This is a genomic window from Pseudomonas sp. F(2018), from assembly GCF_005508865.1.
GTDB lineage: Bacteria > Pseudomonadota > Gammaproteobacteria > Pseudomonadales > Pseudomonadaceae > Aquipseudomonas.
In genome coordinates this window covers 196,916-217,372 of record NZ_SCOM01000001.1, presented here as the reverse complement: position 1 = coordinate 217,372, position 20,457 = coordinate 196,916, and the positions used below count along the sequence as shown (strand labels likewise).

The 20,457-nt window shown below is 67.4% G+C and carries 22 protein-coding genes; 12 read left to right on the top strand and 10 right to left on the bottom strand.

The window, feature by feature from the left end; all coding sequences use genetic code 11:
• Positions 1 to 3: 3 nt before the first annotated feature.
• From fabR to FFS62_RS00945, 8 genes are all read left to right on the top strand, one after another.
• Entirely contained in the window at positions 4 to 639 is a 636-nt protein-coding gene (gene fabR, locus FFS62_RS00980; protein ID WP_137970951.1) for an HTH-type transcriptional repressor FabR, read from the top strand.
• 152 nt (positions 640 to 791) lie between these two features.
• Positions 792 to 1,292 carry an urease accessory protein UreE gene (gene ureE, locus FFS62_RS00975; RefSeq protein WP_137970950.1) on the top strand — a complete coding sequence of 167 codons (501 nt, stop codon included), beginning with the start codon at positions 792 to 794 and terminating at the stop codon, positions 1,290 to 1,292.
• A 108-nt stretch (positions 1,293 to 1,400) separates the two neighbouring features.
• Complete coding sequence (locus FFS62_RS00970; protein ID WP_137970949.1) at positions 1,401 to 2,075, top strand: urease accessory protein UreF; 675 nt, start codon at positions 1,401 to 1,403, stop codon at positions 2,073 to 2,075.
• 16 nt (positions 2,076 to 2,091) lie between these two features.
• The gene (gene ureG / locus FFS62_RS00965) at positions 2,092 to 2,706 is read left to right on the top strand and encodes an urease accessory protein UreG (protein ID WP_137970948.1); all 615 of its coding nucleotides are present in this window, start codon (positions 2,092 to 2,094) and stop codon (positions 2,704 to 2,706) included.
• A gap of 82 nt (positions 2,707 to 2,788) precedes the next feature.
• Complete coding sequence (locus FFS62_RS00960; protein WP_137970947.1) at positions 2,789 to 3,361, top strand: HupE/UreJ family protein; 573 nt, start codon at positions 2,789 to 2,791, stop codon at positions 3,359 to 3,361.
• Between the two features lie 69 nt (positions 3,362 to 3,430).
• Positions 3,431 to 4,324, top strand: a complete 894-nt coding sequence (locus tag FFS62_RS00955; RefSeq protein WP_137970946.1) for a hypothetical protein — start codon at positions 3,431 to 3,433, stop codon at positions 4,322 to 4,324.
• A gap of 223 nt (positions 4,325 to 4,547) precedes the next feature.
• On the top strand, positions 4,548 to 5,129 hold the full coding sequence (locus FFS62_RS00950; protein WP_137970945.1) for a TIGR00730 family Rossman fold protein: 582 nt from the start codon (positions 4,548 to 4,550) through the stop codon (positions 5,127 to 5,129).
• Between the two features lie 73 nt (positions 5,130 to 5,202).
• The gene (locus FFS62_RS00945) at positions 5,203 to 5,970 is read left to right on the top strand and encodes a tetratricopeptide repeat protein (RefSeq protein ID WP_137970944.1); all 768 of its coding nucleotides are present in this window, start codon (positions 5,203 to 5,205) and stop codon (positions 5,968 to 5,970) included.
• 9 nt (positions 5,971 to 5,979) lie between these two features.
• On the opposite strand, the gene FFS62_RS00940 is transcribed toward FFS62_RS00945, so the two are convergent.
• The gene (locus FFS62_RS00940) at positions 5,980 to 6,834 is read right to left on the bottom strand and encodes a mechanosensitive ion channel family protein (RefSeq protein WP_137970943.1); all 855 of its coding nucleotides are present in this window, start codon (positions 6,832 to 6,834) and stop codon (positions 5,980 to 5,982) included.
• Positions 6,835 to 6,984: 150 nt separating this feature from the next.
• On the opposite strand from FFS62_RS00940, the gene FFS62_RS00935 reads away from it, so the two are divergent.
• The 4 genes from FFS62_RS00935 to FFS62_RS00920 all read left to right on the top strand — a co-directional run bounded on the left by FFS62_RS00935 (position 6,985) and on the right by FFS62_RS00920 (position 11,300).
• Complete coding sequence (locus FFS62_RS00935) at positions 6,985 to 8,022, top strand: PotD/PotF family extracellular solute-binding protein (protein ID WP_137970942.1); 1,038 nt, start codon at positions 6,985 to 6,987, stop codon at positions 8,020 to 8,022.
• Positions 8,019 to 9,740 carry a diguanylate cyclase domain-containing protein gene (locus tag FFS62_RS00930; protein WP_137970941.1) on the top strand — a complete coding sequence of 574 codons (1,722 nt, stop codon included), beginning with the start codon at positions 8,019 to 8,021 and terminating at the stop codon, positions 9,738 to 9,740. The genes FFS62_RS00935 and FFS62_RS00930 overlap by 4 nt, the downstream gene beginning before the upstream one ends.
• Before the next feature lie 114 nt (positions 9,741 to 9,854).
• Positions 9,855 to 10,853 carry a response regulator gene (locus FFS62_RS00925; protein WP_137970940.1) on the top strand — a complete coding sequence of 333 codons (999 nt, stop codon included), beginning with the start codon at positions 9,855 to 9,857 and terminating at the stop codon, positions 10,851 to 10,853.
• Positions 10,854 to 10,856: 3 nt separating this feature from the next.
• Positions 10,857 to 11,300 carry a PAS domain-containing protein gene (locus tag FFS62_RS00920; protein ID WP_137970939.1) on the top strand — a complete coding sequence of 148 codons (444 nt, stop codon included), beginning with the start codon at positions 10,857 to 10,859 and terminating at the stop codon, positions 11,298 to 11,300.
• 4 nt (positions 11,301 to 11,304) lie between these two features.
• On the opposite strand, the gene FFS62_RS00915 is transcribed toward FFS62_RS00920, so the two are convergent.
• The 9 genes from FFS62_RS00915 to urtB form a co-directional block, all read right to left on the bottom strand.
• Entirely contained in the window at positions 11,305 to 12,639 is a 1,335-nt protein-coding gene (locus FFS62_RS00915) for a DEAD/DEAH box helicase (protein WP_137970938.1), read from the bottom strand.
• A gap of 44 nt (positions 12,640 to 12,683) precedes the next feature.
• Positions 12,684 to 13,718 (bottom strand): AAA family ATPase, encoded by a 1,035-nt coding sequence (locus FFS62_RS00910; protein ID WP_137970937.1) that lies wholly within the window; start codon positions 13,716 to 13,718, stop codon positions 12,684 to 12,686.
• Between the two features lie 3 nt (positions 13,719 to 13,721).
• Positions 13,722 to 14,765 carry an aliphatic amidase gene (locus tag FFS62_RS00905; RefSeq protein ID WP_137970936.1) on the bottom strand — a complete coding sequence of 348 codons (1,044 nt, stop codon included), beginning with the start codon at positions 14,763 to 14,765 and terminating at the stop codon, positions 13,722 to 13,724.
• Between the two features lie 28 nt (positions 14,766 to 14,793).
• Positions 14,794 to 15,141, bottom strand: coding sequence for a zinc ribbon domain-containing protein (locus FFS62_RS00900; RefSeq protein WP_043308868.1), 348 nt, complete (start codon positions 15,139 to 15,141; stop codon positions 14,794 to 14,796).
• Between the two features lie 55 nt (positions 15,142 to 15,196).
• Complete coding sequence (fmdA, locus tag FFS62_RS00895) at positions 15,197 to 16,426, bottom strand: formamidase (protein ID WP_137970935.1); 1,230 nt, start codon at positions 16,424 to 16,426, stop codon at positions 15,197 to 15,199.
• A gap of 239 nt (positions 16,427 to 16,665) precedes the next feature.
• Positions 16,666 to 17,355: an urea ABC transporter ATP-binding subunit UrtE gene (urtE, locus tag FFS62_RS00890; protein ID WP_137970934.1), complete on the bottom strand. Its 690-nt coding sequence runs from the start codon at positions 17,353 to 17,355 to the stop codon at positions 16,666 to 16,668.
• Between the two features lie 148 nt (positions 17,356 to 17,503).
• Positions 17,504 to 18,268: an urea ABC transporter ATP-binding protein UrtD gene (urtD, locus tag FFS62_RS00885; RefSeq protein WP_137970933.1), complete on the bottom strand. Its 765-nt coding sequence runs from the start codon at positions 18,266 to 18,268 to the stop codon at positions 17,504 to 17,506.
• Complete coding sequence (gene urtC, locus FFS62_RS00880; RefSeq protein WP_137970932.1) at positions 18,265 to 19,437, bottom strand: urea ABC transporter permease subunit UrtC; 1,173 nt, start codon at positions 19,435 to 19,437, stop codon at positions 18,265 to 18,267. Before urtC ends, urtD begins: the two co-directional genes overlap by 4 nt.
• A gap of 10 nt (positions 19,438 to 19,447) precedes the next feature.
• Positions 19,448 to 20,365 (bottom strand): urea ABC transporter permease subunit UrtB, encoded by a 918-nt coding sequence (gene urtB, locus FFS62_RS00875; RefSeq protein ID WP_171016244.1) that lies wholly within the window; start codon positions 20,363 to 20,365, stop codon positions 19,448 to 19,450.
• Between the last annotated feature and the right edge of the window lie 92 nt (positions 20,366 to 20,457).

Below are 20,457 nucleotides of genomic sequence, written 5' to 3'. Positions count from 1 at the left end.
GTCATGCCGCCACGCGCCGAACAGAAACAGCAGACCCGCCAAGCCCTGATGGATGCCGCACTCAGCCTGATGGACAGCGGCCGCGGCTTCGGCAGCCTGAGCCTGCGCGAAGTCAGCCGCACCGCGGGCATCGTGCCGACCGGCTTCTACCGCCACTTCGACGACATGGACCAGCTCGGCCTGGCCCTGGTCGCCGAGGTCGACGCGACTTTCCGCAGCACCCTGCGCGAAGTGCGCCACAGCCAGTTCGAGATGGGCAGCATCATCGAGGCCAGCGCACGCATCTTCCTGGATGCGGTGAACGCCAACCGCAACCAGTTCCTGTTCCTCGCCCGCGAGCAGTACGGCGGCTCGCAGCCGGTGCGCCAGGCCATCGCCTGCCTGCGCCAGCAGATCACCGCCGACCTGGCCGCCGACCTCAAGCTGATGAACCGCACCCCGCAGCTGGACGAGCCGGCGCTGGAGGTGGTCTCCGACCTGGTGGTGAAGACCGTGTTCGCCACCCTGCCGGAATTTATCGACTCACCCGACGAGTCGCTGCCCGCCCACCTCACCCCCGAAGCCAAGATGACCCAGCAACTGCGCTTCATCTTCATCGGCGCCAAGGGCTGGCTGGGCCTGGGCCAGGGCCGCGAATAAGCGCACCAACCAGGCTCACGCCCCACAGCAACGCACCACAATTGCGCACACCGAAGCCCCAACTTCTGGCATAACGCCGCCAGATTGGGGCCGCGCCGGCTTGGCAAGGGCCTTGCTCTAGCGACAGGACCATTCCTGGCCGGAAGCCCAACATGCTGGTGATCCATCACCGCCTCGAACCCCAGCCCTACTGGGACGAAGAACTGCACCTGACCTTCGACGCCCGCAGCAAGAGCCGCCTGCGCTGCTTCAGCGCGGCCGGCGAAGACGTCGGCCTGTTCCTCGAACGCGGCCAGCCCGCGCTACGTGATGGCGACTGCCTGCGCGCCGAGGACGGCCGCATCGTCCGGGTCTGCGCCCGCCCGGAAACCCTGCTGCACGTCACCTGTGCGTCGAGCTTCGAGCTGATTCGCGCCGCCTACCACCTGGGCAACCGCCATGTGGCCCTGCAGCTGGGCGATGGCTGGCTGCGCCTGCTCGACGACTACGTGCTCAAGGCCATGCTCGACCAGCTCGGCGCCATCACCTGCACGGTCGACGCACCCTTCCAGCCCGAACAGGGCGCCTATGGCGGCGGCCACCACCATTCCCACGCCGGCGAGGCCGAGTTCAGCTACGCACCGCGTCTGCATCAGTTCGGCGTGCGCCCGTGAATAAGGCCTGGGCCCTGCTGCGCCTGGCCAGCCCGCAGCTGCCGAATGATCTGTTGGCTACAGCGCAGCGGGTGCGGCCATGCATGCCCCTCTGCACGGAGCGAATCCATGAATAAGGCATGGGCGCTGCTCAGGCTTGCCAGCCCGCAACTGCCTATCGGTGGCTACAGCTATTCCCAGGGCCTGGAAATGGCCGTGGAGCGGGAGCTGGTACATGACCAGCACAGCGCGCACAACTGGATCGCCGACCAGCTGCTGCTCAACCTGGCGCGCTTCGAGGCACCGCTGCTGCTGGCCCACTGCCGCGCCGCGGCAAACGCGGACTGGCCACGACTGGCCGAACTCGCCGGACAGCACCGTGCCAGCCGCGAGACCCGCGAGCTGGCCCTGGAAAGCCGGCAGATGGGCTACTCGCTGCGCCAGTTGCTGGAGGGACTGCCCGAACTGGACCAGGAAGCCCGCGACTTTCTCGCCGACCAGTCCGAGCTGGGCCTGGCCCCGGCCTGGGCCCTGGCCGCCCGTGCCTGGGCGATCAGCCCGGACGATGCCCTCGCCGCCTGGCTGTGGGGCTGGCTGGAGAACCAGCTGGCGGTGCTGATGAAGACCCTGCCGCTGGGCCAGCAGGCAGCCCAGCGCCTGACCTCCGAACTGCTGCCGCTGCTGGAACAGGCGCAGCAGCAGGCCACCACCCACGAACCACACCACTGGGGCAGCGCCGCCTTCGGCCTGGCCCTGGCCAGCATGGCGCACGAGCGCCAGTACAGCCGTCTCTTCCGCTCATGAGAAAAGGAAACACGCCATGAACAGCCAACCCCTGCGCGTCGGCATCGGCGGCCCGGTCGGATCGGGCAAGACCGCCCTGACCCTGGCCCTGTGCCAGGCCCTGCGCGAGCGCTACAACATCGCCGTGGTCACCAACGACATCTACACCCAGGAAGACGCCCAGTTCCTCGTGCGCAACGAGGCCCTGGCGCCCGAGCGCATCATCGGCGTGGAGACCGGCGGCTGCCCGCACACGGCGATCCGCGAGGACGCCTCGATCAACCTGGAGGCGGTCGACCAGCTCAACCGACGCTTCCCCGGCCTCGACCTGATCATCGTCGAATCCGGCGGCGACAACCTGTCCGCCACCTTCAGCCCCGAGCTGTCCGACCTGACCCTGTACGTGATCGACGTGTCCGCCGGCGACAAGCTGCCGCGCAAGGGCGGCCCGGGCATCTGCAAGTCCGACCTGCTGGTGATCAACAAGGTCGACCTGGCGCCCATGGTCGGCGCCTCCCTGGAAGTGATGGACCGCGACGCCCGCAAGATGCGCGGCGACAAGCCGTTCGTGTTCAGCAACCAGAAGGTCGGCCAGGGTCTCGACGAGATCATCGCCTTTATCGAACGCCACGGCATGCTCAGTGCCGCCTGAGCCATGACGCCCTCTCCCCTCGGGAGAGGGCTGGGGTGAGGGACACCCCGCCAACGCCATGCCTTACCAGGAGTACCCACCAATGAATCTGCGCAAAACCCTGTTCGCCATCGCCCTGTTCCTCAGCCCGGCGCTGGCCTTCGCCCATGCCGGCCACGACCACTCCGGCCTGATGGCAGGCGTCGCCCACCCGATCACCGGTCTCGACCACCTGCTGGCGATGCTCGCCGTCGGCCTGTGGGCCGCGCAGCAGAGCGGCGCGGCGCGCTGGGCGCTGCCGGGCACCTTCGTCGCCACCATGCTGCTCGGCGGCCTGCTCGGCTTCTCCGGCGTGGAAATCCCCCTGATGGAGACCGGCATCGCCGGCTCGGTGCTGGCCTTCGGCCTGCTGGTGGCGGTTGCCGCGCGCCTGCCGCTGGCGGTGTCGCTCGGCCTCACCGGCCTGTTCGCCCTGAGCCACGGCGTGGCCCATGGCCTGGAGCTGCCGGAGCTGGCCAGCCCCTGGGGCTATGCCGTCGGCTTCGTGGCCGCCACCGCCGCCCTGCACGGCCTGGGCTACGCGGTAGTGCGTTACCTGCCGCGTGCCGCCGCACCGCTGGTACGCCTGGCCGGCACAGCTTCGGCGGGTGCCGGGGTCTGGCTGCTGGCCAGCTGAGAAGATGCTCACGGGCGTGCCCGGCACGCCCTTGCTAGACTGGCGGGGTCCATCCCCACGGTTCCCGCCATGCCTGTTCGTCCTCGCCGCGCGCTGATCGGCCTGCTGCTGTTGTGCTCCTCGATCGCCCACGGTGCGCAGCCGCAAGGCCTGGAAGTGACCTGGAACATGAGCCCCTGGCCGGGCCTGATCAACATGCAGGACGGCCGGCCCAGCGACGGCATCATCGTCGACCTGCTGCAGCAGATCACTCAGCGACTGCCGCAATACCGCCACAACCTCCGCCTGAACAACCTCACCCGCGGCCTGGAGCAGCTCAAGCGCGAGCCGCTGAGCTGCTTCCTGCCGACCTTCCCCACCCCCGAGCGCGACCAGCACGGCTACTACGTCGGCCTGTTCGTCGCCATGCCGCACCAGCTGGTGGTGCGCACCGCCGACCTGCAGCGCTTCGCCCAGGGCAAGGACGAGGTGTCGCTCCGCCAGCTATTGCGCGACAGCCAGCTGCGCGGCGGCCTGGTTCGTGATCGCAGCTACGGACCGATCCTCGACCCGCTGCTGCAGGCTGCCGAAGCCCAGCCGCAGCTGCAGCGCATCCAGACCAGCAGCGCCGGCAGCAACCTCTACGGCATGCTCGAACACCACCGTATCGACTACCTGCTGGACTACGCCGAGGTGGTGCAGTACGTGCAGCGCCAGCAGGGCGTGGCCCAGGGCCTGAGCCTGCTGCCGCTGGCCGAGGCCAGCTCGCCCTATGTCAGCGGCATCTACTGCAGCAAGAACGCCGAGGGCGCCGAGCTGGTCCGCCAGATCGACCGCATCGCCCGCCTGCCCGAGGTCATCGCCCTGTTCATCGAGGCGCAGAAGGCCTATATGCCACCGCGCACCCTGGCCCATTACCAGCCCTGGCTGGATCGCTTCTTCGCCGAACGGCCGCACAAGGACCTGACCAACCTGCCGCGCTAATGGCTATGACGGCCATCGAGATAATCTACGGGCCGGTGCCGCAGGGTCGGCCTAATCTGACGGCCAGCCCCAAGCGGAGATGCCGCCATGCCCATCCACGATTTCCTCTACGCCCTGCTGGCCTGCTACGCGGCCGGCGCCAGCGGCACCTGCCCGCAAGAGCTCGCCTGACCGATCGGACAGGGTTACCCTGTGCAGCCTTTTTCGCCTGGGAGCACCCTGCATGAGCCTGAAGTCCGTCTGCGTGTTCTGCGGCGCCAGTCCCGGCGCGCGCCCGATCTACCGTGAGGCCGCCGAGAACCTCGGCCGCAGCCTGGCCGAGCGCGGCCTGACCTTGATCTACGGCGGCGGCGCCGTTGGCCTGATGGGCGTGGCGGCGGACGCGGCCCTGGCCGCCGGTGGCGAAGTGATCGGCATCATCCCGCAGAGCCTGGAGCGCGCCGAGATCGGCCACAAGGGCCTGACCCGCCTGGAGGTGGTGGACGGCATGCACGCGCGCAAGGCACGCATGGCCGAACTGGCCGACGCCTTCATCTCCCTGCCCGGCGGCCTCGGCACCCTGGAAGAGATGTTCGAGGTGTGGACCTGGGGCCAGCTCGGCTACCACGCCAAGCCCCTGGGCCTGCTGGAGGTGGACGGCTTCTACGCGCGCCTGACCGACTTCCTCGACCACCTGGTGGCCGAGCGCTTCGTCCGCGAACCGCACCGCGCCATGCTGCAGGTCGGCGAATCGCCGGCCGAGCTGCTCGACCGCCTGGAAGCCTGGCAGCCCACCGTGGCGCCCAAGTGGGTCGACCGCTCGTAACGCCCGCGGCGCCGATGACAGTGGCGCGGCGCCATGCTACACAGAGGCCCCACCCAACAAGGATGTTTCGCCCATGCCCCTGCTCGCGCTGCTGCTCATCGCCTGCCAGATCGTCTGTGGCCTGCACGTGGTCCGTAGCGGCCAGGAGCGCTACTGGCTGTACCTGATCATCGCCCTGCCCGGCCTCGGCTGCCTGATCTACTTCCTCGGCATCATGCTGCCGGACATGCTCGGCAGCCGCAGCGGCCGCCGCGCAATCAACCAGCTGCACGACCGCCTCGACCCGGAACGCCATCTGCGCGCCCTGCGCGACGCCCTGGACCTGAGCGACACCCGCGAGACCCGGGTGCAGCTGGCCGATGAGCTGCTGCGCCTGGAGCAGCCCGCCGAGGCCGCCGACCACTACCGCGCCGCCCTGCGCGGTGTGCACAGCCATGCGCCGGACATCATGCTCGGCCTGGCCCGCGCCCAGTTCGCCCTGGACAACGCCGCCGCTTGCCGCGAGACGCTGGACCAGCTGATCCAGCACAACCCGCAGTTCCGCTCCGCCGACGGCCACCTGCTGTATGCCCGCGCCCTGAGCCGGCTCGGCGAGCTGGCCAAGGCCGAGGAGGAGTTCCACGCCCTGCTCGGCCACTTCGCCGGCCCCGAGGCGCGCTACCACTACGCCCAGCTGCTGCGCCAGGCCAACCGCACCAATGAGGCCCGCGCCCAGCTGGAGCAGATCGAGCAGTACGCGCGGCGCGCGCCCAAGCACTACCGCAACCTGCACCAGGCCTGCCTGGCGCAGGTTCGTGAAGAGCTCAAGACGCTGGACGCCCCGCAGCAGCAGAGCGCCTGAGGCCGGCCCTCAGCCGGCAGCCTGCTGCACGATCACCGTCTGCGCCGCCATCGGCGCCGGGAAGCCGGCCTCGCCGAGGGCATCCTTGATCACCTTGTTGCTGTCGAAGTAGACCTGCCAGTAGTGATCGGTGTGACAGTAGGGCCGCACCGCCAGCACCGGGCCGACCAGGTTGAACTCGAGGATCTCCACATCCACCGCCGGCGTCGCCAGCACGTTGTCGATGGCCGCGATGCGCTGCCTGAGCAGGGCCGCGGCGCTCTTCCAGTCGGCCGCACCGGACAGCTGCGCTGTCAGGTCGACGCGGCGGAAGGCGTTGTGCGAGAAGTTCTGGATGTTGTCGCTGAAGATCTTGTTGTTGCCCACCAGGGTCAGCACGTTGTCCGGAGTGTTGATCGCGGTGACGAACAGGCCGATCTCGGTGACGGTGCCGGTGACCCCGCCCGCGCAGATGAAGTCGCCGACCTTGAACGGCCGCAGCACGATGATGAAGCCGCCCGCCGCCAGGTTGGCCAGCAGCCCGGACCAGGCCATGCCGATAGCCAGGCCGACCGCCGCGATCAGGGCGGCGAAGGTGGTGGTCTGCACCCCGAAGTAGCCGAGGATGCCGATCACCAGCAGGATGTTCAGGGTCACCGTGATGAAGTTGCCCACGTAGCGCAGTACGGTCGGGTCGACCTTCTGCTGGCCCAGGGCTTTCTGCAGCAGGCCGACGGCGAAGCCGATCAGCCAGCGTCCGATCACCCAGAAAGCGATGGCCGCGAGCATCTTCGCGGCGAAGGCGGCGCCGTACTGCGCCACCATGTCCATCAGCTGGTTGACCTTGGTGGTCCCCACCGTGATCAGCGATTCGCCCTCTTCCATTTCCCTGCCCTCGCATGCCGTGAATGACAGCAAGAACGCTAGCACGCCATGGCCGAAACGCCCTGGCGGAGCGTCCGCTTTGCCGTTAGGGCAAGGCACTTGGCCATCGTATACACTGCTGAAGCGCCCCCTCGCTTCCCGGTCCACCCCATGCGCCCGATCCTGGTGTTGCTCGCAGTTCTGCTACCCCTGGCCCCGGGCTTCGCCGCTGCCAGCGAGGCGGTGCTGCGGCTGCTGACCTGGCCCGGCTATGCCGACGCCGACCTGGTGGCGCAGTTCGAGCAACGGCACGACGTGCGGGTGGAAGTCACCCTGGTCGGCAACGACGATGTGCTGCGCAGCAAGCTGGCGGAGAACAAGGGCGGCAACTACGACCTGATCGCCGCCAACACCGCGGAGATCGATCGCTACATCGACCAGGGCCTGTTGCAGCCGCTACAGCCGACACGCATCGCCAACACCACCCGCCAGCTCTGGCGCTTCCGCGATTACCCGAAGATTCCCGGCATCAGCCGCGCCGGCAAGGTCTACGCCGTGCCCTACACCTATTCGGAGATGGGCCTGATCTACGACCGCAGCCAGTTCACCGAGCCGCCGCAGTCCATCACCAGCCTGTGGGACCCGCAACTGCAGGGCCGGGTGCTGGCCTTCAACGGCAGCAGCCACAACTTCTCCCTGGCCAGCCAGGCACGCGGGCGCGACCCGTTCCGAATCGAGCCCGACGACTTCCCCCAGCTCACCGAGCAGCTGATCGCCCTGCGCCGCAACGTGCTGACCTTCTATTCGCTGCCCGAGGAGGCCGCCAGCCTGTTCAAGGACCACAAGGTGGCGCTGCTGTTCGCCAACTACGGGCGTCAGCAGCTCAAGCAGCTGCGCGACAACGGCGCCGACGTCGGCTACGTGATCCCCCGCGAAGGTGCCCTGGCCTGGCTCGACTGCTGGGCGATCAGCCGCGGCGCCCAGGACGTGAAACTGGCCGAGGCCTGGATCGACTTCACCCTGGAGCCGCCGATGAGCCGCGCCCTGGTCGAGCGCCAGGGCCTGTCCAACACCCTCCAGGAGGAAGAAAGCAGCGGCGTGCCCGGGCGCATGATCTGGCTGCGCCCGGTGGAGGACGCCGAGCGCCGCACCCGCCTGTGGGATCGCATTCTCTCCGGCGAACGCCCGCCGTTGACGGAGGCGCCATGAAGTTCGGCATCGCCTTCAAGCTCGGCTGTCTGCTGGCGGTGTTCGGTGTGCTGGTCTGCGGCCTGACCGGCTACTACTCCTACAGCAGCAGCCGCACCACCCTGCTCAAGGCCGCCGAGCGTGACCTGCTCACCGCCACCCAGGTGCTCGGCCGCAACCTGCGCGGCAGTATCGACGGCGTGGCCCGCGACGCCCTGCTCATGGCCGAAGTCTCCAGAGCGCGCGATCTGCCCCGGGTGTCGGACGAGGATCACCGCGAACACAGCGAAGATGACCTGGCCGAGCTGTTCCGCGCGCAGATGCAGGTGCACCCGGAATACATGCAGATTCGCCTGATCAGCGCCACCGGCCATGGCCTGGAGCAGGTGCGCATCGACCGCGCCGGCGAGCGTCTGCTGCACATCAGCGGTGCCAAGCTGCAGGAGAAGGGCCACTACGCCTATGTGTTCGACACCCTGCGCCTGCCGCCGGGCGAGGTGCGCCTGTCGCCGATCGTGATCAACCATGAGCTGGGCGCCCACTCGGGCCTGGGCAAGCCGACCCTGCACGTGTCCACCCCGGTGGCCGATGCCGACGGCAAGGCCGGCGCCCTGATCGTGATCAACGTCGACCTGGACCAGCTGTTCGCCCAGATCAAGAGCGATCTGCCCAGCCACTACCAGGTGTACCTGAGCAACCGCTGGGGCGACCTGCTGATCCACCCCGACCATCGCCGCACCTTCGGTTTCGACCAGGGGCGCCGGCTGTTCATCCAGGAGGAGTTCCCCGAGGTCGCCACCCTGCTCGGCGACGGCAAGCAGAGCAGCCTGGTCAGCCACACCGACGACAGCGGGCACGACCTGGTGGCCGCGTTCGTCCGCCTCGGCGTCAATGCCAGCACACCGGAACGCTTCATCATTCTCGGCCTGGCCCAGCCGGAAGACCATGTACTGGCGGAAACCACCCGCCTCGGCCAGCGCATCATCCAGGTGGTGATCCTCTCCAGCCTGCTGGCCGTGGCCATCGCCATCGTCGCCTCGCGAGCCATGACCCATTCGCTGAAGAGCATCACCCTGGCCGTGGAGCAGTTCACCCGCGAGCGCCGCAGCGGCCCCCTGCCGGTGCAGCGCCAGGACGAACTGGGCCAGCTGGCGCGCAGCTTCGCGCAGATGCAGGAGGAGATCCTCGACCAGCTCGACGAGCTCAACCAGAGCCGCAACGCCCTGGAGCACCTGGCGCGCCACGACGCGCTCACCGGCCTGCCCAACCGGCGCATGTTCTTCGAGCGCCTGGAACACGCCCTGGCCAACGCCCGGCGCAGCGCCATGCCGCTGGCCGTGCTGTTCGTCGACCTGGATCACTTCAAGCAGCTCAACGATAGCCTCGGCCACGGCGCCGGCGACCGCGTGCTGCAGGCGGTGGCCAACCTGCTGCGTTCGGCCACCCGCGAGAGCGACACGGTGGCGCGCCTGGGCGGCGACGAGTTCGTCATCCTGATCGAGCAGATGGACGATCCGCAGCGGGTGATCGCGGTGTTGCACAAGCTGCACGAGCGCTTCCAGCTGCCCATGCTGATGGACGGCCACGAGGTGCAGGTGCAGGCCAGCATGGGCGTCAGCCTGTTCCCGCGTGACGGCGACGACATCGAATCGCTGCTGCAGCAGGCCGACCGCGCCATGTACGCCGCCAAGAACGCCGGGCGCAACACCTACAGCTACGAGGCCAACGAACAGCGCTGAGCGCCGCCAGCGCACCGGGTACTTGTCACCGCTGCCCCCTCATGTTTTCCCCTATCGCGACCCGGCCGACACGCCGTCTATGCTTGCCCTAACGCTTATCACCAGGTGACTCCAGTGCTTCCACTGCTGGTCTGCGACGACTCGACCATGGCGCGCAAGCAGCTGATCCGCGCCCTGCCCCCGGAATGGCCGGTGACCATTACCCAGGCCAGCCAGGGCGAGGAAGCCATGGCCGCGATTCGCCAGGGCCTGGGCGAGGTGGTGCTGCTGGACCTGACCATGCCGGTGATGGACGGCTACCAGGTGCTGGCCAAGGTGCGCGAGGAAGGCCTGGCCTGCCGCATCCTGGTGGTCTCCGGCGATATCCAGGACGAGGCCCAGCGGCGTGTCGCCGAACTCGGCGCCCTGGGCTTCATTCAGAAGCCGGCGCCGGCCGAGGAGCTGCGCGCCACCCTCGAACGCCTCGGCCTGTTCCAGCCACCCGCCAGCGGCGAGACGGCGCCGGCCCACGAAGAGCCGCTGTTCAAGGTCGGCTTCCGCGACGCTCTGCGCGAGGTCAGCAACGTCGCCATGGGCCGCGCCGCCGCCCTGCTGGCTGCCGAGCTGGGCGTGTTCGTGCAGCTGCCGATTCCCCAGGTCAACCTGTTCGAGGTCAGCGAGCTGCACATGGCCCTGGAGGACGCCCGGCGTGGCGAGCACCTCAGCGCCGTATGCCAGGGCTTCATCGGCGAGGCCATCGCCGGCGAGGCGCTGCTGCTGTTCCATGACTCGGAAGTGGCCGACATCGCCCAGCTGCTCGGCTGGCAGCCGAAGGACGCCGGCGAGACCTCGGAGATGCTCCTGGACCTGGCCAGCATCCTGATCGGCGCCTGCCTGGCCGGCATCGCCGAGCAGATCGACATCCGTTTCTCCCAGGGCCATCCGCAGCTGCTCGGCCAGCACGCCGCCATCGGCGAGCTGATCCAGCTCAATCGCGAGCGCTGGAAGAAGACCCTGGCGGTGGAGATCAGCTATGGCCTGGAGGGCCACGCCGTGCACTTCGACCTGCTCCTGCTGTTCACCGAGGACTCGCTGCCCCGGCTGACCGGCAAGATCCAATACCTGATGGAGTGACCCATGACCGGCCGCGCGCAGATCGACATGCAGGAGCTGCACTGGCTGCTCGACATCGTCCAGTGCCTGGACGTGGGTGTGCTGGTGCTCGATCGCCAGTACCGCATCGAGGTGTGGAACAGCTTCATGGAGAACCATTCCGGCCTGGGCGCCGACCAGGTGCAGGGCCGCGAGCTGTTCGAGCTGTTCCCGGAGATCGACCGGGCCTGGCTGGAGCGCAAGGTCAACAGCGTGCTGCGCCTGGGCACCCGCGCCTTCAGCCTGTGGCAGCAGCGCCCGTACCTGCTGCGCTTCAAGAGCTACCGGCCGATCACCGGCCAGGCCGACTTCATGTACCAGAACCTCACCGTGCTGCCGCTGGCCGCCTCCCGGGGCCAGGTCGAGCACGTGTGCCTGGTGATCTACGACATGACCGACGCCGCCGTCGGCCAGCTGCGCGGCGGCTAGCGGGTCAGCGCTTCTTCGTCGGTTTGGGCTTCTCGCCGAACTTGGGCACCGCGCGCACGGCCTTGGCCTTGGGCTTGTCGTCGTCGGCCTCGAACCAGTTGCCCATGTGGATCTTGCCCTTGCCGGCCCCGGGGATCACCTTGACCTTGGGCTTCTTCGGCTTCTTCAGCACCGCGCCGCCGGGGGCGGTCTGCGGTACCCGGTGATCCGGCACAAAGCCCGGCTCGTCCTCGCGGCGGATGATCTGGCCGATCAGCGTCTCGATGGCCGCCAGCAGCTCGACTTCGTCGGCGCAGACCAGCGACACCGCCTCGCCGGTGGCGCCGGCGCGACCGGTACGGCCGATGCGGTGCACGTAGTCCTCGGCGACGATGGGCAGGTCGAGGTTGACCACCCGCGGCAGCTCGCTGATGTCCAGGCCACGCGCGGCCACGTCGGTGGCGGCCAGTACGCGTACCTCGCCGGCCTTGAACCGCTGCAGCGCGCGCAGGCGCGACGGTTGCGGCTTGTCGCCGTGGATCGAGTCGGCGGCGATGCCTTCAGCCAGCAGCAACTGCTCCAGCTCGTCGACGCCCTTGCGGGTCTTGGCGAATACCAGCAGCTGGTCCCAGCCGCGTTCGCGGTACAGGTGCAGCAGCAGCTCGCTCTTGCGCTTCTTGTCCACCGTCACCAGCCACTGTTTGACGCTCTTGGCCGCCGCGTTGCGCGGGCTGACCTCGATGGACAGCGGGTCGCGCAGCAGCTCCTTGGCCATCAGGCGGATGGCGTCGGAGAAGGTGGCTGAGAACAGCAGGGTCTGGCGCTTGCGCGGCAGTGCGCTGAACAGCTCGTCCAGCTCCTTGGCGAAGCCGAGGTCGAGCATGCGGTCGGCCTCGTCCAGCACCAGCGCCTGCAGCTGGTCGAAGCGCACCGCGTTCTGCCGGTACAGGTCGAGCAGGCGGCCGGGGGTGGCCACCAGCAGGTCGATGCCCTTGCGCAGCTTCATCATCTGCGGGTTGATGCTAACCCCGCCGTACACCGAGTAAGTGCGCAGCGGCAGGTTCTGCGCGTACTGCTGCACCGCCTGCGCCACCTGCTCGGCCAGTTCGCGGGTTGGCACCAGCACCAGCGCGCGCACCGAGTTGGCTGCCACCTGGCTGCCTTCCATGGTCAGCTTCTGCAGCAGCGGCAGGGCGAAGCCGGCGGTCTTGCCGGTGCCGGTCTGCGCCGCGGCGAGCACGTCGCGCCCCTTGAGCACGGCGGGAATGGCCTGTTTCTGCACCGGCGTGGGCTCGCGGTAGTCGAGCGCCTCCAGGGTACGCAGCAGGGGTTCGATCAGGCCGAGGGGTTCGAAGGACATGGGGGAGCAACCGGAAACGGAAAGACGCAAGTTTAACCGTTCGCTCAGTCGTGCTCGACCACCACGCGCAATCCGTCCTCTCCTACCTGGGCACGCAGACGGATCGCCGCCGGGTCCTGCAGCACGCAGTCGGCGATGGCTGGTTCCAGTTCGGTACGCACCCGCCGTGCCAGAGCGCGGGCGCCATAGCGCGCGTCGTGGGCGCGGCACAACCACTCCACCGCGCCCTCCTCCAGCCACAGCGAGCGGCCCTGGCGACCCAGGCGCTGGTTGAGCTTGGTCAGCTCGATCTCCAGCAGCGCCTCCAGCCAGTCGTCGTCGAGGCTCTGGAAGTCGAGGATGCGGTCGATGCGGTTGAGGAACTCCGGGTCGAAGCTGCGCGTAAGCGCGCGTTCGCGCTCGCCGGCCTCGTCGGCGCGCAGGCCCAGCCAGCTGCGCCAGCCACGGGCGAAGCGCTCACGCAGGCGCTGCACCGGCTGCGCGCCGACGTTGCTGGTCATGAAGATCAGGCTGTTGCGGAAATCCAGGGTGCGGCTGCCGGCGGTCAGAGTCAGGCGGCCGTTCTCCAGCACGCCGAGCAGGCTGCGCAGCACCTCGGGGCTGGCCTTCTCCAGTTCGTCGAACAACACGATACCGGGCCGACCGAAGCTACCGGCGATGGCCTCGGCGTCGAACAGGGTGGTGCCCTCCTTGCTGCCGACATAGCCGGGCGGCGCGCCGGTCAGGGCGGCGGCGTAATGCTCCTGGGCCAGGGTGTGCATGTCGATGCGGCAGAAGGCGTCGGCGCGGCCGTGGATGGCCTGGGCCAGCAGGCGCACCACCTCGGTCTTGCCGACGCCGGTGGGGCCCATGAACAGGTTGACCGACAGCGGCCGCTCACGCTCGCCGATATCGGCCTTGACCACCTTGAGCAGCGCCTCGACCTGCTCCAGCACTGCATCCTGGCCGACGATGCGCTCGCGCAGCAGGGCCATGACCTTGCCCGGCTCGAACAGGAAGCGCGACTGCAGGGTGGCCGCCGGCGCTGCCTCGGCCAGGCGCTGGCGGTTGTGTTCGAGCAGGTCGTTGGCGAAGGGCATGGCTCAGCCTGCGACCTTTTCCTTGCCGGAGTGCGGCAGTTCGCCCACCGGGCAGTCGGCCACGCCGATGGTCGAGCGGGTCAGCTTCTCCACGTCCTCCTGGGCCTTCTGCGCGTCCAGCACCCAGGTGCGGTAGAACTCGAACGGGCAGTCGGCCACGCCCTTGTCGCCGTCGCCGGAGTTGTACATGCCGGTGTAGCCACGATGGAGCAGCTTGAACAGGTGGTTCTGCGACTGGTCGTTGGCCCGCGCATCGCGGATCTGCGAGACCGACAGCTGGGCGTACTGGATGCCCATTTCCTCCTCGCCGCATTCACCGAGGGTGCGGCCGTCGAAGCCGATGATCGCCGAGTGGCCGAAGTAGCTGTACACGCCGTCGAAGCCGGCGGCGTTGGCCACCGCCACGTAGCAGTTGTTGGCCCAGGCCATGGTCTTGGACATCAGCACCTGCTGCTCCTTGGCCGGGTACATGTAGCCCTGGCAGCGCACGATCAGCTCGGCGCCCTTCATAGCGCAGTCGCGCCAGATTTCCGGGTAGTTGCCGTCATCGCAGATGATCAGGCTGATCTGCATGCCCTTGGGGCCTTCGGAGACATAGGTACGGTCGCCCGGATACCAGCCCTCGATGGGGCACCAGGGGATGCACTTGCGGTACTTCTGCACGATCTCGCCCTGGTCGTTGATCAGGATGAGGGTGTTGTACGGCGCCTTGTGCGGGTGTTCCTCGTGGCGCTCGCCAGTGAGCGAGAAGATGCCCCAGGTCTTCGCCTCGCGGCAGGCGGCGGAGAAGATCGCCGTTTCCTCGCCGGGGATGGTCGCCGCGGTGGCCATCATCTCGTCCTTGTCGTACATGATGCCCATGGTGCTGTACTCGGGGAACACCACCAGGTCCATGCCCGGCAGGCCGAGCTTCATGCCCTTGATCATCTCGGCGATCTTGCGCGCGTTGTCGAGCACTTCGGCCTTGCTGTGCAGGCGCGGCATCTTGTAGTTGACGACGGCGACGCCGACGGTATCGGGACTGCTGGAAATATCGCCGTGACGCATGACGGAACTCCTGTGTTGAGGCTGGAAACTAGTGGCTGATCATCCACGGCCGCGCCGAGGGGCTGGCCTTGAGGCCGTGGGGGTTGGCCTTGGTCCGCTCGACCGGCTTGCTCGGGCCACAGCAGCTGCAGCCGGCCGGGTGCTTGCGGTTGGCCTTGTACTCTTCGAGGGTCTGCGGCGCGTGGCGCGAGCGCTCGTTGGTCTCGTGCACGCGGCGCTGGCTGCCGGGCATGGTGGCCAGGCCCGGGGCGCTGAGAATCACCCGCTCGCTGGTGGTCTCGCAGTAGGGGCAGGCGCAGGGCGTGTCGCGTTCGGCCATCGGCCGCAGCACGGTGAAGTCGCCGCACTGCGGGCAGTCGTATTCGTAGATCGGCATATCGACCTCCTGGGAAGCGGAGCGCACGACGCACGCGGCGCCGTGCGCGGGTGCATCACTTGTCGTAGGCGATGGGCATGTCGGTGCTGCCGTCCAGGTACTTGGTCGGGCCGCTCGCGCTGGGGTTGATGTCGAACTCGAAGATGTCGGTCGGCAGCCACAGGGTGGCGCAGGCGTTGGGGATGTCGACCACGCCGCTGATATGCCCCTGCACCGGCGCCGAGCCGAGCAGCGAGTAGCCCTGTGCCGGCGAGTAGCCGAACTTGGTCAGGTAGTTGATGGCGTTGAGGCAGGCCTGCTGGTAGGCCAGGTTGACGTCCAGGTAGTGCTGCTTGCCGGCGTCGTCGACCGAGATGCCTTCGAAGATCAGGAAGTTGTTGTAGGTCGGCACGATCGGGCTGGGTTTGAAGATCGGGTTCTTGATGCCGTACTTGGCCATGCCGCCCTTGATCAGCTCGACCTTCATGTGCACCCAGCCGGCCATCTCGATGGCGCCGCAGAAGGTGATTTCGCCGTCGCCCTGGCTGAAGTGCAGGTCGCCCACCGACAGGCCGGCGCCGTCGACATAGACCGGGAAGAAGATCTTCGAGCCGCGCGACAGGTCCTTGATGTCGCAGTTACCGCCATGCTCACGCGGCGGCACGGTGCGCGCGCCGGTGGCGGCGGCCATGTCACGCGCGGCGCCGGTCATCTTGCCCATGTGCGCAGTGCTGGCGAACGGCGGGTTGGCCAGCGGCGGCACGCGGGTCGGGTTGGTGTCGATCAGTTCCTGCTCGCGGCGGTTCCACTCGGCGAGCATCTTGGGGTCCGGCAGGCAGCCGATCAGGCCGGGGTGGATCAGGCCGGCGAAGCGCACGCCGGGGATGTGCCGGCTCTTGGTGAACATGCCCTCGAAGTCCCAGATCGACTTCTGCGCGGACGGGAAGTAGTCGGTGAGGAAGCCGCCGCCGTTGTTCTTCGAGAAGAAGCCGTTGAAGCCCCACTGCGACTCGGCCTTGGCGCCGATATCGAGCAGCTCGACGATCAGCAGGTCGCCCGGCTGGGCGCCATGCACGCCCACCGGGCCGGACAGGTAGTGCACGGTGGACAGGTCGACGTCGCGCACGTCGCTGGCGTCGTCGTCGTTCTTGATCGCGCCACCGGTCCAGTCGTAGGTTTCCAGGATGAAGTCGTCGCCCGGTTTGACCCAGCAGGCCATCGGGATGTCCGGGTGCCAGCGGTTGTGGACTTGTTCGTTCTCGGTGGCGGCCTGGTTGAGGTCGACCTTGATCAGGGTGTCGGTCATGGCAGTGCTCCTGGGACCTGTGGTGGTGCCCGGCGCATTGAAGCGCCGGGGTACGGTGGCCAGTCTCGGGGAGCGCAGCGAGGGCGAAAATACGTTGGATAACGTATGCGTGGCGCCAGCAATGGAGAGGCTTGCAGCAGCTTTTTGTGCAGACACGAAAAAGCGGCCGGCGCATGGAGAACACGCCGGCCGTAAACAGGTGAAGCGCTGCCCTCCCCCGGCCGGGAGAGGGGCTGAAATCACACCGAGAGGTAGCGGCTGATGGTCGCCTCGTCGACCCTGTCGCGTGCCTCCTCGATGACGAACTTGCCCTTCTCGATGACCAGGAAGCGGTCGGCGATTTCCATGGTGAAGGACAGCACCTGCTCGGAGACAATGATGGTCAGGTCACGCAGGTTGCGGATCTCCTTCAGGGTGCGGGCGATGTCCTTGATGATCGACGGCTGGATGCCCTCGGTCGGCTCGTCGAGCAGCAGCACCTTGGGGTTGGTGGCCAGCGCGCGGGCGATGGCCAGCTGTTGCTGCTGGCCGCCGGAGAGGTTGCCGCCCTTGCGGTGACGCATCTCCTGCAGCATCGGGAACAGCGCGTAGAGGTCGTCCGGCACCTGGCCCTTGGCCGACGCCGGCAGGCCGGTCTGGATGTTCTCCAGCACGGTCATGCTGGGGAAGATCATCCGTCCCTGCGGCACGTAGGCGATGCCGGCCTCGACGCGCTGGTGGGTCTCCAGCTTGGAGATATCCTGGCCGTCGACGCTGATCTGCCCGCCCCACTGTGGCAGCACGCCCATCAGGCTCTTGAACAGGGTGGTCTTGCCCATGCCGTTGCGGCCCATCACGGCGACGATTTCCTTCTTCGCCACGTCGAGATTGAGTTCGTGGAGGATCTGGCTCTGGCCGTAGCCGGAGACGAGGTTATTGATCTGGAACATTACCGATACTCCTTTCAGAAGACCCCCAGCCATGAGCCGGGCGCCACGCAATCCGTCCCCTCTCCCCCTGGGAGAGGGTTAGGGTGAGGGATGTGCAACCCGAATCACCCTCACCCCCGGCCCCTCTCCCGGAGGGAGAGGGGAGCTGTTAGTGCCCCAGGTACACCTCGATGACCTTGGGATTGCTCTGCACCGCGTCCATGCTGCCCTCGGCCAGCACTTTGCCCTGGTGCAGCACGGTGACCTTGTGCGCGATGCTCTTGACGAACTCCATGTCGTGCTCGATGACCAGCACCGAGCGACCCTGGCTGATGCGCTTGAGCAGCTCGGCGGTGGCCACCCGCTCGCTGACGCTCATGCCGGCCACCGGCTCGTCGAGCATCAGCAGCTGCGGGTCCTGCATCAGCAGCATGCCAATCTCTAGCCACTGCTTCTGGCCGTGCGAGAGCAGGTCGGCCTGCATGTGTAGGTGCTCGCCGAGCATGATCTCGGTGGCCACCTGCTCGACCCGCTCGATCACCGCCTGCGAACGTTTGAAGAACAGCGCGCCGAACACCTTGCGCCCGGCCGGGTAGGACATTTCCAGGTTCTCGAACACCGTCAGGTTCTCGTAGATCGACGGGTTCTGGAACTTGCGCCCGACACCGGCGCGGACGATGTCGAACTCGCGCATCTTGGTCAGCTCGCGGTTCTCGAACTGGATGCTGCCGGCGGTGGCCTTGGTCTTGCCGCAGATCAGGTCGAGCACCGTGGTCTTGCCGGCGCCGTTGGGGCCGATGACCACGCGCACCTCGTTGCGGTCGATGTACAGGTTGAGGTCATCGACCGCCTTGAAGCCGTCGAAAGAAACGGTCAGGCCCTCGATGGCCAGCACCGGTTTGGGCATCTGGAAGCCAGCGGGATTGGGGCTCATGGGGTGGTCTCCAGTTCGGGAGTGGGTGCGGCCTTGGCGACCGGCTTGGCCACCGACTCAGTCTTCACCGGCGCCTTGGCCTTCGGCTTGAGGCGCGCCAGCCAGCGCTTGCCGTGGCTGTCCCACAGGCCGGCGAGGCCGTTGGGGAAGTACATGACCACGGCGATGAACAGGCCGCCCATCAGGTACAGCCACAGTTCGGGGAAGCTCTCGGAGAAGTAGGTCTTGCCGAAGTTGACCAGCAGCGCGCCGTATACCGCGCCGAGCAGCGACAGGCGCCCGCCTACGGCGGCGAAGATGACCATCTCGATCGACGGCACGATGCCGACGAAGCTCGGCGACATGAAGCCGACCTGCAGGGTGAACATCGCCCCGCCGATGGCAGCGAAGGCGGCGCCCACGCAGAACACGAAGATCTTGAAGCTGGCCACGTCGTAGCCGGAGAAGCGCACGCGTTCCTCCTTGTCGCGCATGGCCAGCAGCAGGCGGCCGAGCTTCGAGGCGATGATGAAGCGCGCCAGCAGGATGCAGCCGAACAGCAGGAAGGCGCTGACGAAGTACAGGATCAGCTTGGCCTCGTCGGTGCGGATATCCCAGCCCATCAGGGTCTTCAGGTCGGTGATGCCGTTGACCCCGCCGGTATAGCCTTGCTGGCCAATGATCAGCACAGTGAGGATCAGCGCGATGGCCTGGGTGACGATGGAGAAGTACACGTCACCGACGCGGCGCTTGAACATGGTCAGGCCGATCACCAGGGCCAGCAGCACCGGCACCGCGATCACCGCCAGCACGGTGAAACCGAAGCTGTGGAACGGCTGCCAGAGCATCGGCAGCTCGGTGATCTGGTTCCAGTCCATGAAGTCCGGGATGCCGGGGGTGGACTGGATCTTGGTGCTTTCCGGGTCGGATGCCTCGAGCTTGAGGAACATCGCCATGCAGTAGCCGCCGAGGCCGAAGAAGATGCCCTGGCCGAGGCTGAGGATGCCGCCATAGCCCCAGCACAGCACCAGACCGACGGCGACGAAGGCATAGGTCAGGTACTTGCCGACCATGTTCAGGCGGAAGGCGTCGAGCAGCAGCGGGAACACCACCAGGATCAGCACGGCTAGCACCGCCAGGCCGATGGCGCCCTGCTTGCCGCCCAGGAGTTTGTCGAGAGTCGGGTTCATGGGCGGTTCCTCATTTACGCACTTTGATCGAGAACAGGCCCTGCGGGCGCATCATCAGAATCAGAATCACCGCCGACAGGGTCAGCACCTTGGCCATCGAGCCGCTCATGAAGAACTCCATGATCGATTGGGCCTGGGCGATGGAGAACGCCGAGGCGATGGTGCCGAACAGGCTGGCCGCGCCACCGAAGACCACCACCAGGAAGGTATCGACGATGTATAGCGAACCGGCAGTCGGGCCGGTGGAGCCGATGGTGGTGAAAGCCGCGCCGGCCACGCCGGCCACGCCGCAGCCGAGGGCGAAGGTCATGCGGTCGACGCGCTTGGTATTGATGCCCACCGCGCGGCTCATCACCCGGTTCTGCATGGTGGCGCGCACCTGCAGGCCCCAGCGCGAGCGGTACAGCATGAGGAAGATGGTCGCGGTGAGGAGAATGGTCAGGCCCATCACGAACAGGCCGTTACGCGGAATGTCGATGGTCTCGGTAGGGTTCCACGAGCCCATCAGCCACTCCGGCAGGGTGGCGCTGACCTCGCGCGCCCCGAAGATCGAGCGGAACGCCTGCTGCATCACCAGGGACAGACCCCAGGTGGCCAGCAGGGTATCCAGCGGGCGCTGGTACAGCTTGCTGATCATCGCCCACTCCACCAGCCAGCCGATGGCACCGGCGATGACGAAAGACAGGGCGATGGCGAAGAAGAAGTAATAGGGCCCGAAGGCCGGGGCGTACTGTTCGGTCAGCGAGGACACCACGAAGGTGGTGTAGGCGCCGATGGTGAGGAACTCGCCGTGGGCCATGTTGATCACGCCCATCTGGCCGAAGATGATCGCCAGCCCCAGAGCCATCAGCAGCAGGACGCAGAACACGGACAAGCCGTTGAAGCCCTGCATGGCCGCGATGGCACCAAATTCCGATAGCCATTCCATGTTGATGGTCTCCTGGCGGGAAGAATGGCGAGAGCGGTTCAGCCCTCACCCCGGCCCTCTCCCGAGGGGAGAGGGGGTTGTACGTAGCCACT

What these genes read in the sequence shown, in the direction of transcription:
- ureE (WP_137970950.1), top strand. Translation starts at nt 792, where the DNA reads ATGCTGGTGATCCATCACCGCCTCGAACCCCAGCCCTACTGGGACGAA.
- ureG (WP_137970948.1), top strand. Translation starts at nt 2,092, where the DNA reads ATGAACAGCCAACCCCTGCGCGTCGGCATCGGCGGCCCGGTCGGATCG.
- FFS62_RS00960 (WP_137970947.1), top strand. Translation starts at nt 2,789, where the DNA reads ATGAATCTGCGCAAAACCCTGTTCGCCATCGCCCTGTTCCTCAGCCCG.
- FFS62_RS00920 (WP_137970939.1), top strand. Translation starts at nt 10,857, where the DNA reads ATGACCGGCCGCGCGCAGATCGACATGCAGGAGCTGCACTGGCTGCTC.
- FFS62_RS00945 (WP_137970944.1), top strand. Translation starts at nt 5,203, where the DNA reads ATGCCCCTGCTCGCGCTGCTGCTCATCGCCTGCCAGATCGTCTGTGGC.
- FFS62_RS00915 (WP_137970938.1), bottom strand. Translation starts at nt 12,639, where the DNA reads ATGTCCTTCGAACCCCTCGGCCTGATCGAACCCCTGCTGCGTACCCTG.
- FFS62_RS00940 (WP_137970943.1), bottom strand. Translation starts at nt 6,834, where the DNA reads ATGGAAGAGGGCGAATCGCTGATCACGGTGGGGACCACCAAGGTCAAC.
- FFS62_RS00900 (WP_043308868.1), bottom strand. Translation starts at nt 15,141, where the DNA reads ATGCCGATCTACGAATACGACTGCCCGCAGTGCGGCGACTTCACCGTG.
- FFS62_RS00970 (WP_137970949.1), top strand. Translation starts at nt 1,401, where the DNA reads ATGAATAAGGCATGGGCGCTGCTCAGGCTTGCCAGCCCGCAACTGCCT.
- FFS62_RS00950 (WP_137970945.1), top strand. Translation starts at nt 4,548, where the DNA reads ATGAGCCTGAAGTCCGTCTGCGTGTTCTGCGGCGCCAGTCCCGGCGCG.
- FFS62_RS00935 (WP_137970942.1), top strand. Translation starts at nt 6,985, where the DNA reads ATGCGCCCGATCCTGGTGTTGCTCGCAGTTCTGCTACCCCTGGCCCCG.
- FFS62_RS00905 (WP_137970936.1), bottom strand. Translation starts at nt 14,765, where the DNA reads ATGCGTCACGGCGATATTTCCAGCAGTCCCGATACCGTCGGCGTCGCC.
- FFS62_RS00910 (WP_137970937.1), bottom strand. Translation starts at nt 13,718, where the DNA reads ATGCCCTTCGCCAACGACCTGCTCGAACACAACCGCCAGCGCCTGGCC.
- FFS62_RS00930 (WP_137970941.1), top strand. Translation starts at nt 8,019, where the DNA reads ATGAAGTTCGGCATCGCCTTCAAGCTCGGCTGTCTGCTGGCGGTGTTC.
- fmdA (WP_137970935.1), bottom strand. Translation starts at nt 16,426, where the DNA reads ATGACCGACACCCTGATCAAGGTCGACCTCAACCAGGCCGCCACCGAG.
- urtB (WP_171016244.1), bottom strand. Translation starts at nt 20,365, where the DNA reads ATGGAATGGCTATCGGAATTTGGTGCCATCGCGGCCATGCAGGGCTTC.
- urtD (WP_137970933.1), bottom strand. Translation starts at nt 18,268, where the DNA reads ATGAGCCCCAATCCCGCTGGCTTCCAGATGCCCAAACCGGTGCTGGCC.
- urtE (WP_137970934.1), bottom strand. Translation starts at nt 17,355, where the DNA reads ATGTTCCAGATCAATAACCTCGTCTCCGGCTACGGCCAGAGCCAGATC.
- urtC (WP_137970932.1), bottom strand. Translation starts at nt 19,437, where the DNA reads ATGAACCCGACTCTCGACAAACTCCTGGGCGGCAAGCAGGGCGCCATC.
- fabR (WP_137970951.1), top strand. Translation starts at nt 4, where the DNA reads ATGCCGCCACGCGCCGAACAGAAACAGCAGACCCGCCAAGCCCTGATG.
- FFS62_RS00955 (WP_137970946.1), top strand. Translation starts at nt 3,431, where the DNA reads ATGCCTGTTCGTCCTCGCCGCGCGCTGATCGGCCTGCTGCTGTTGTGC.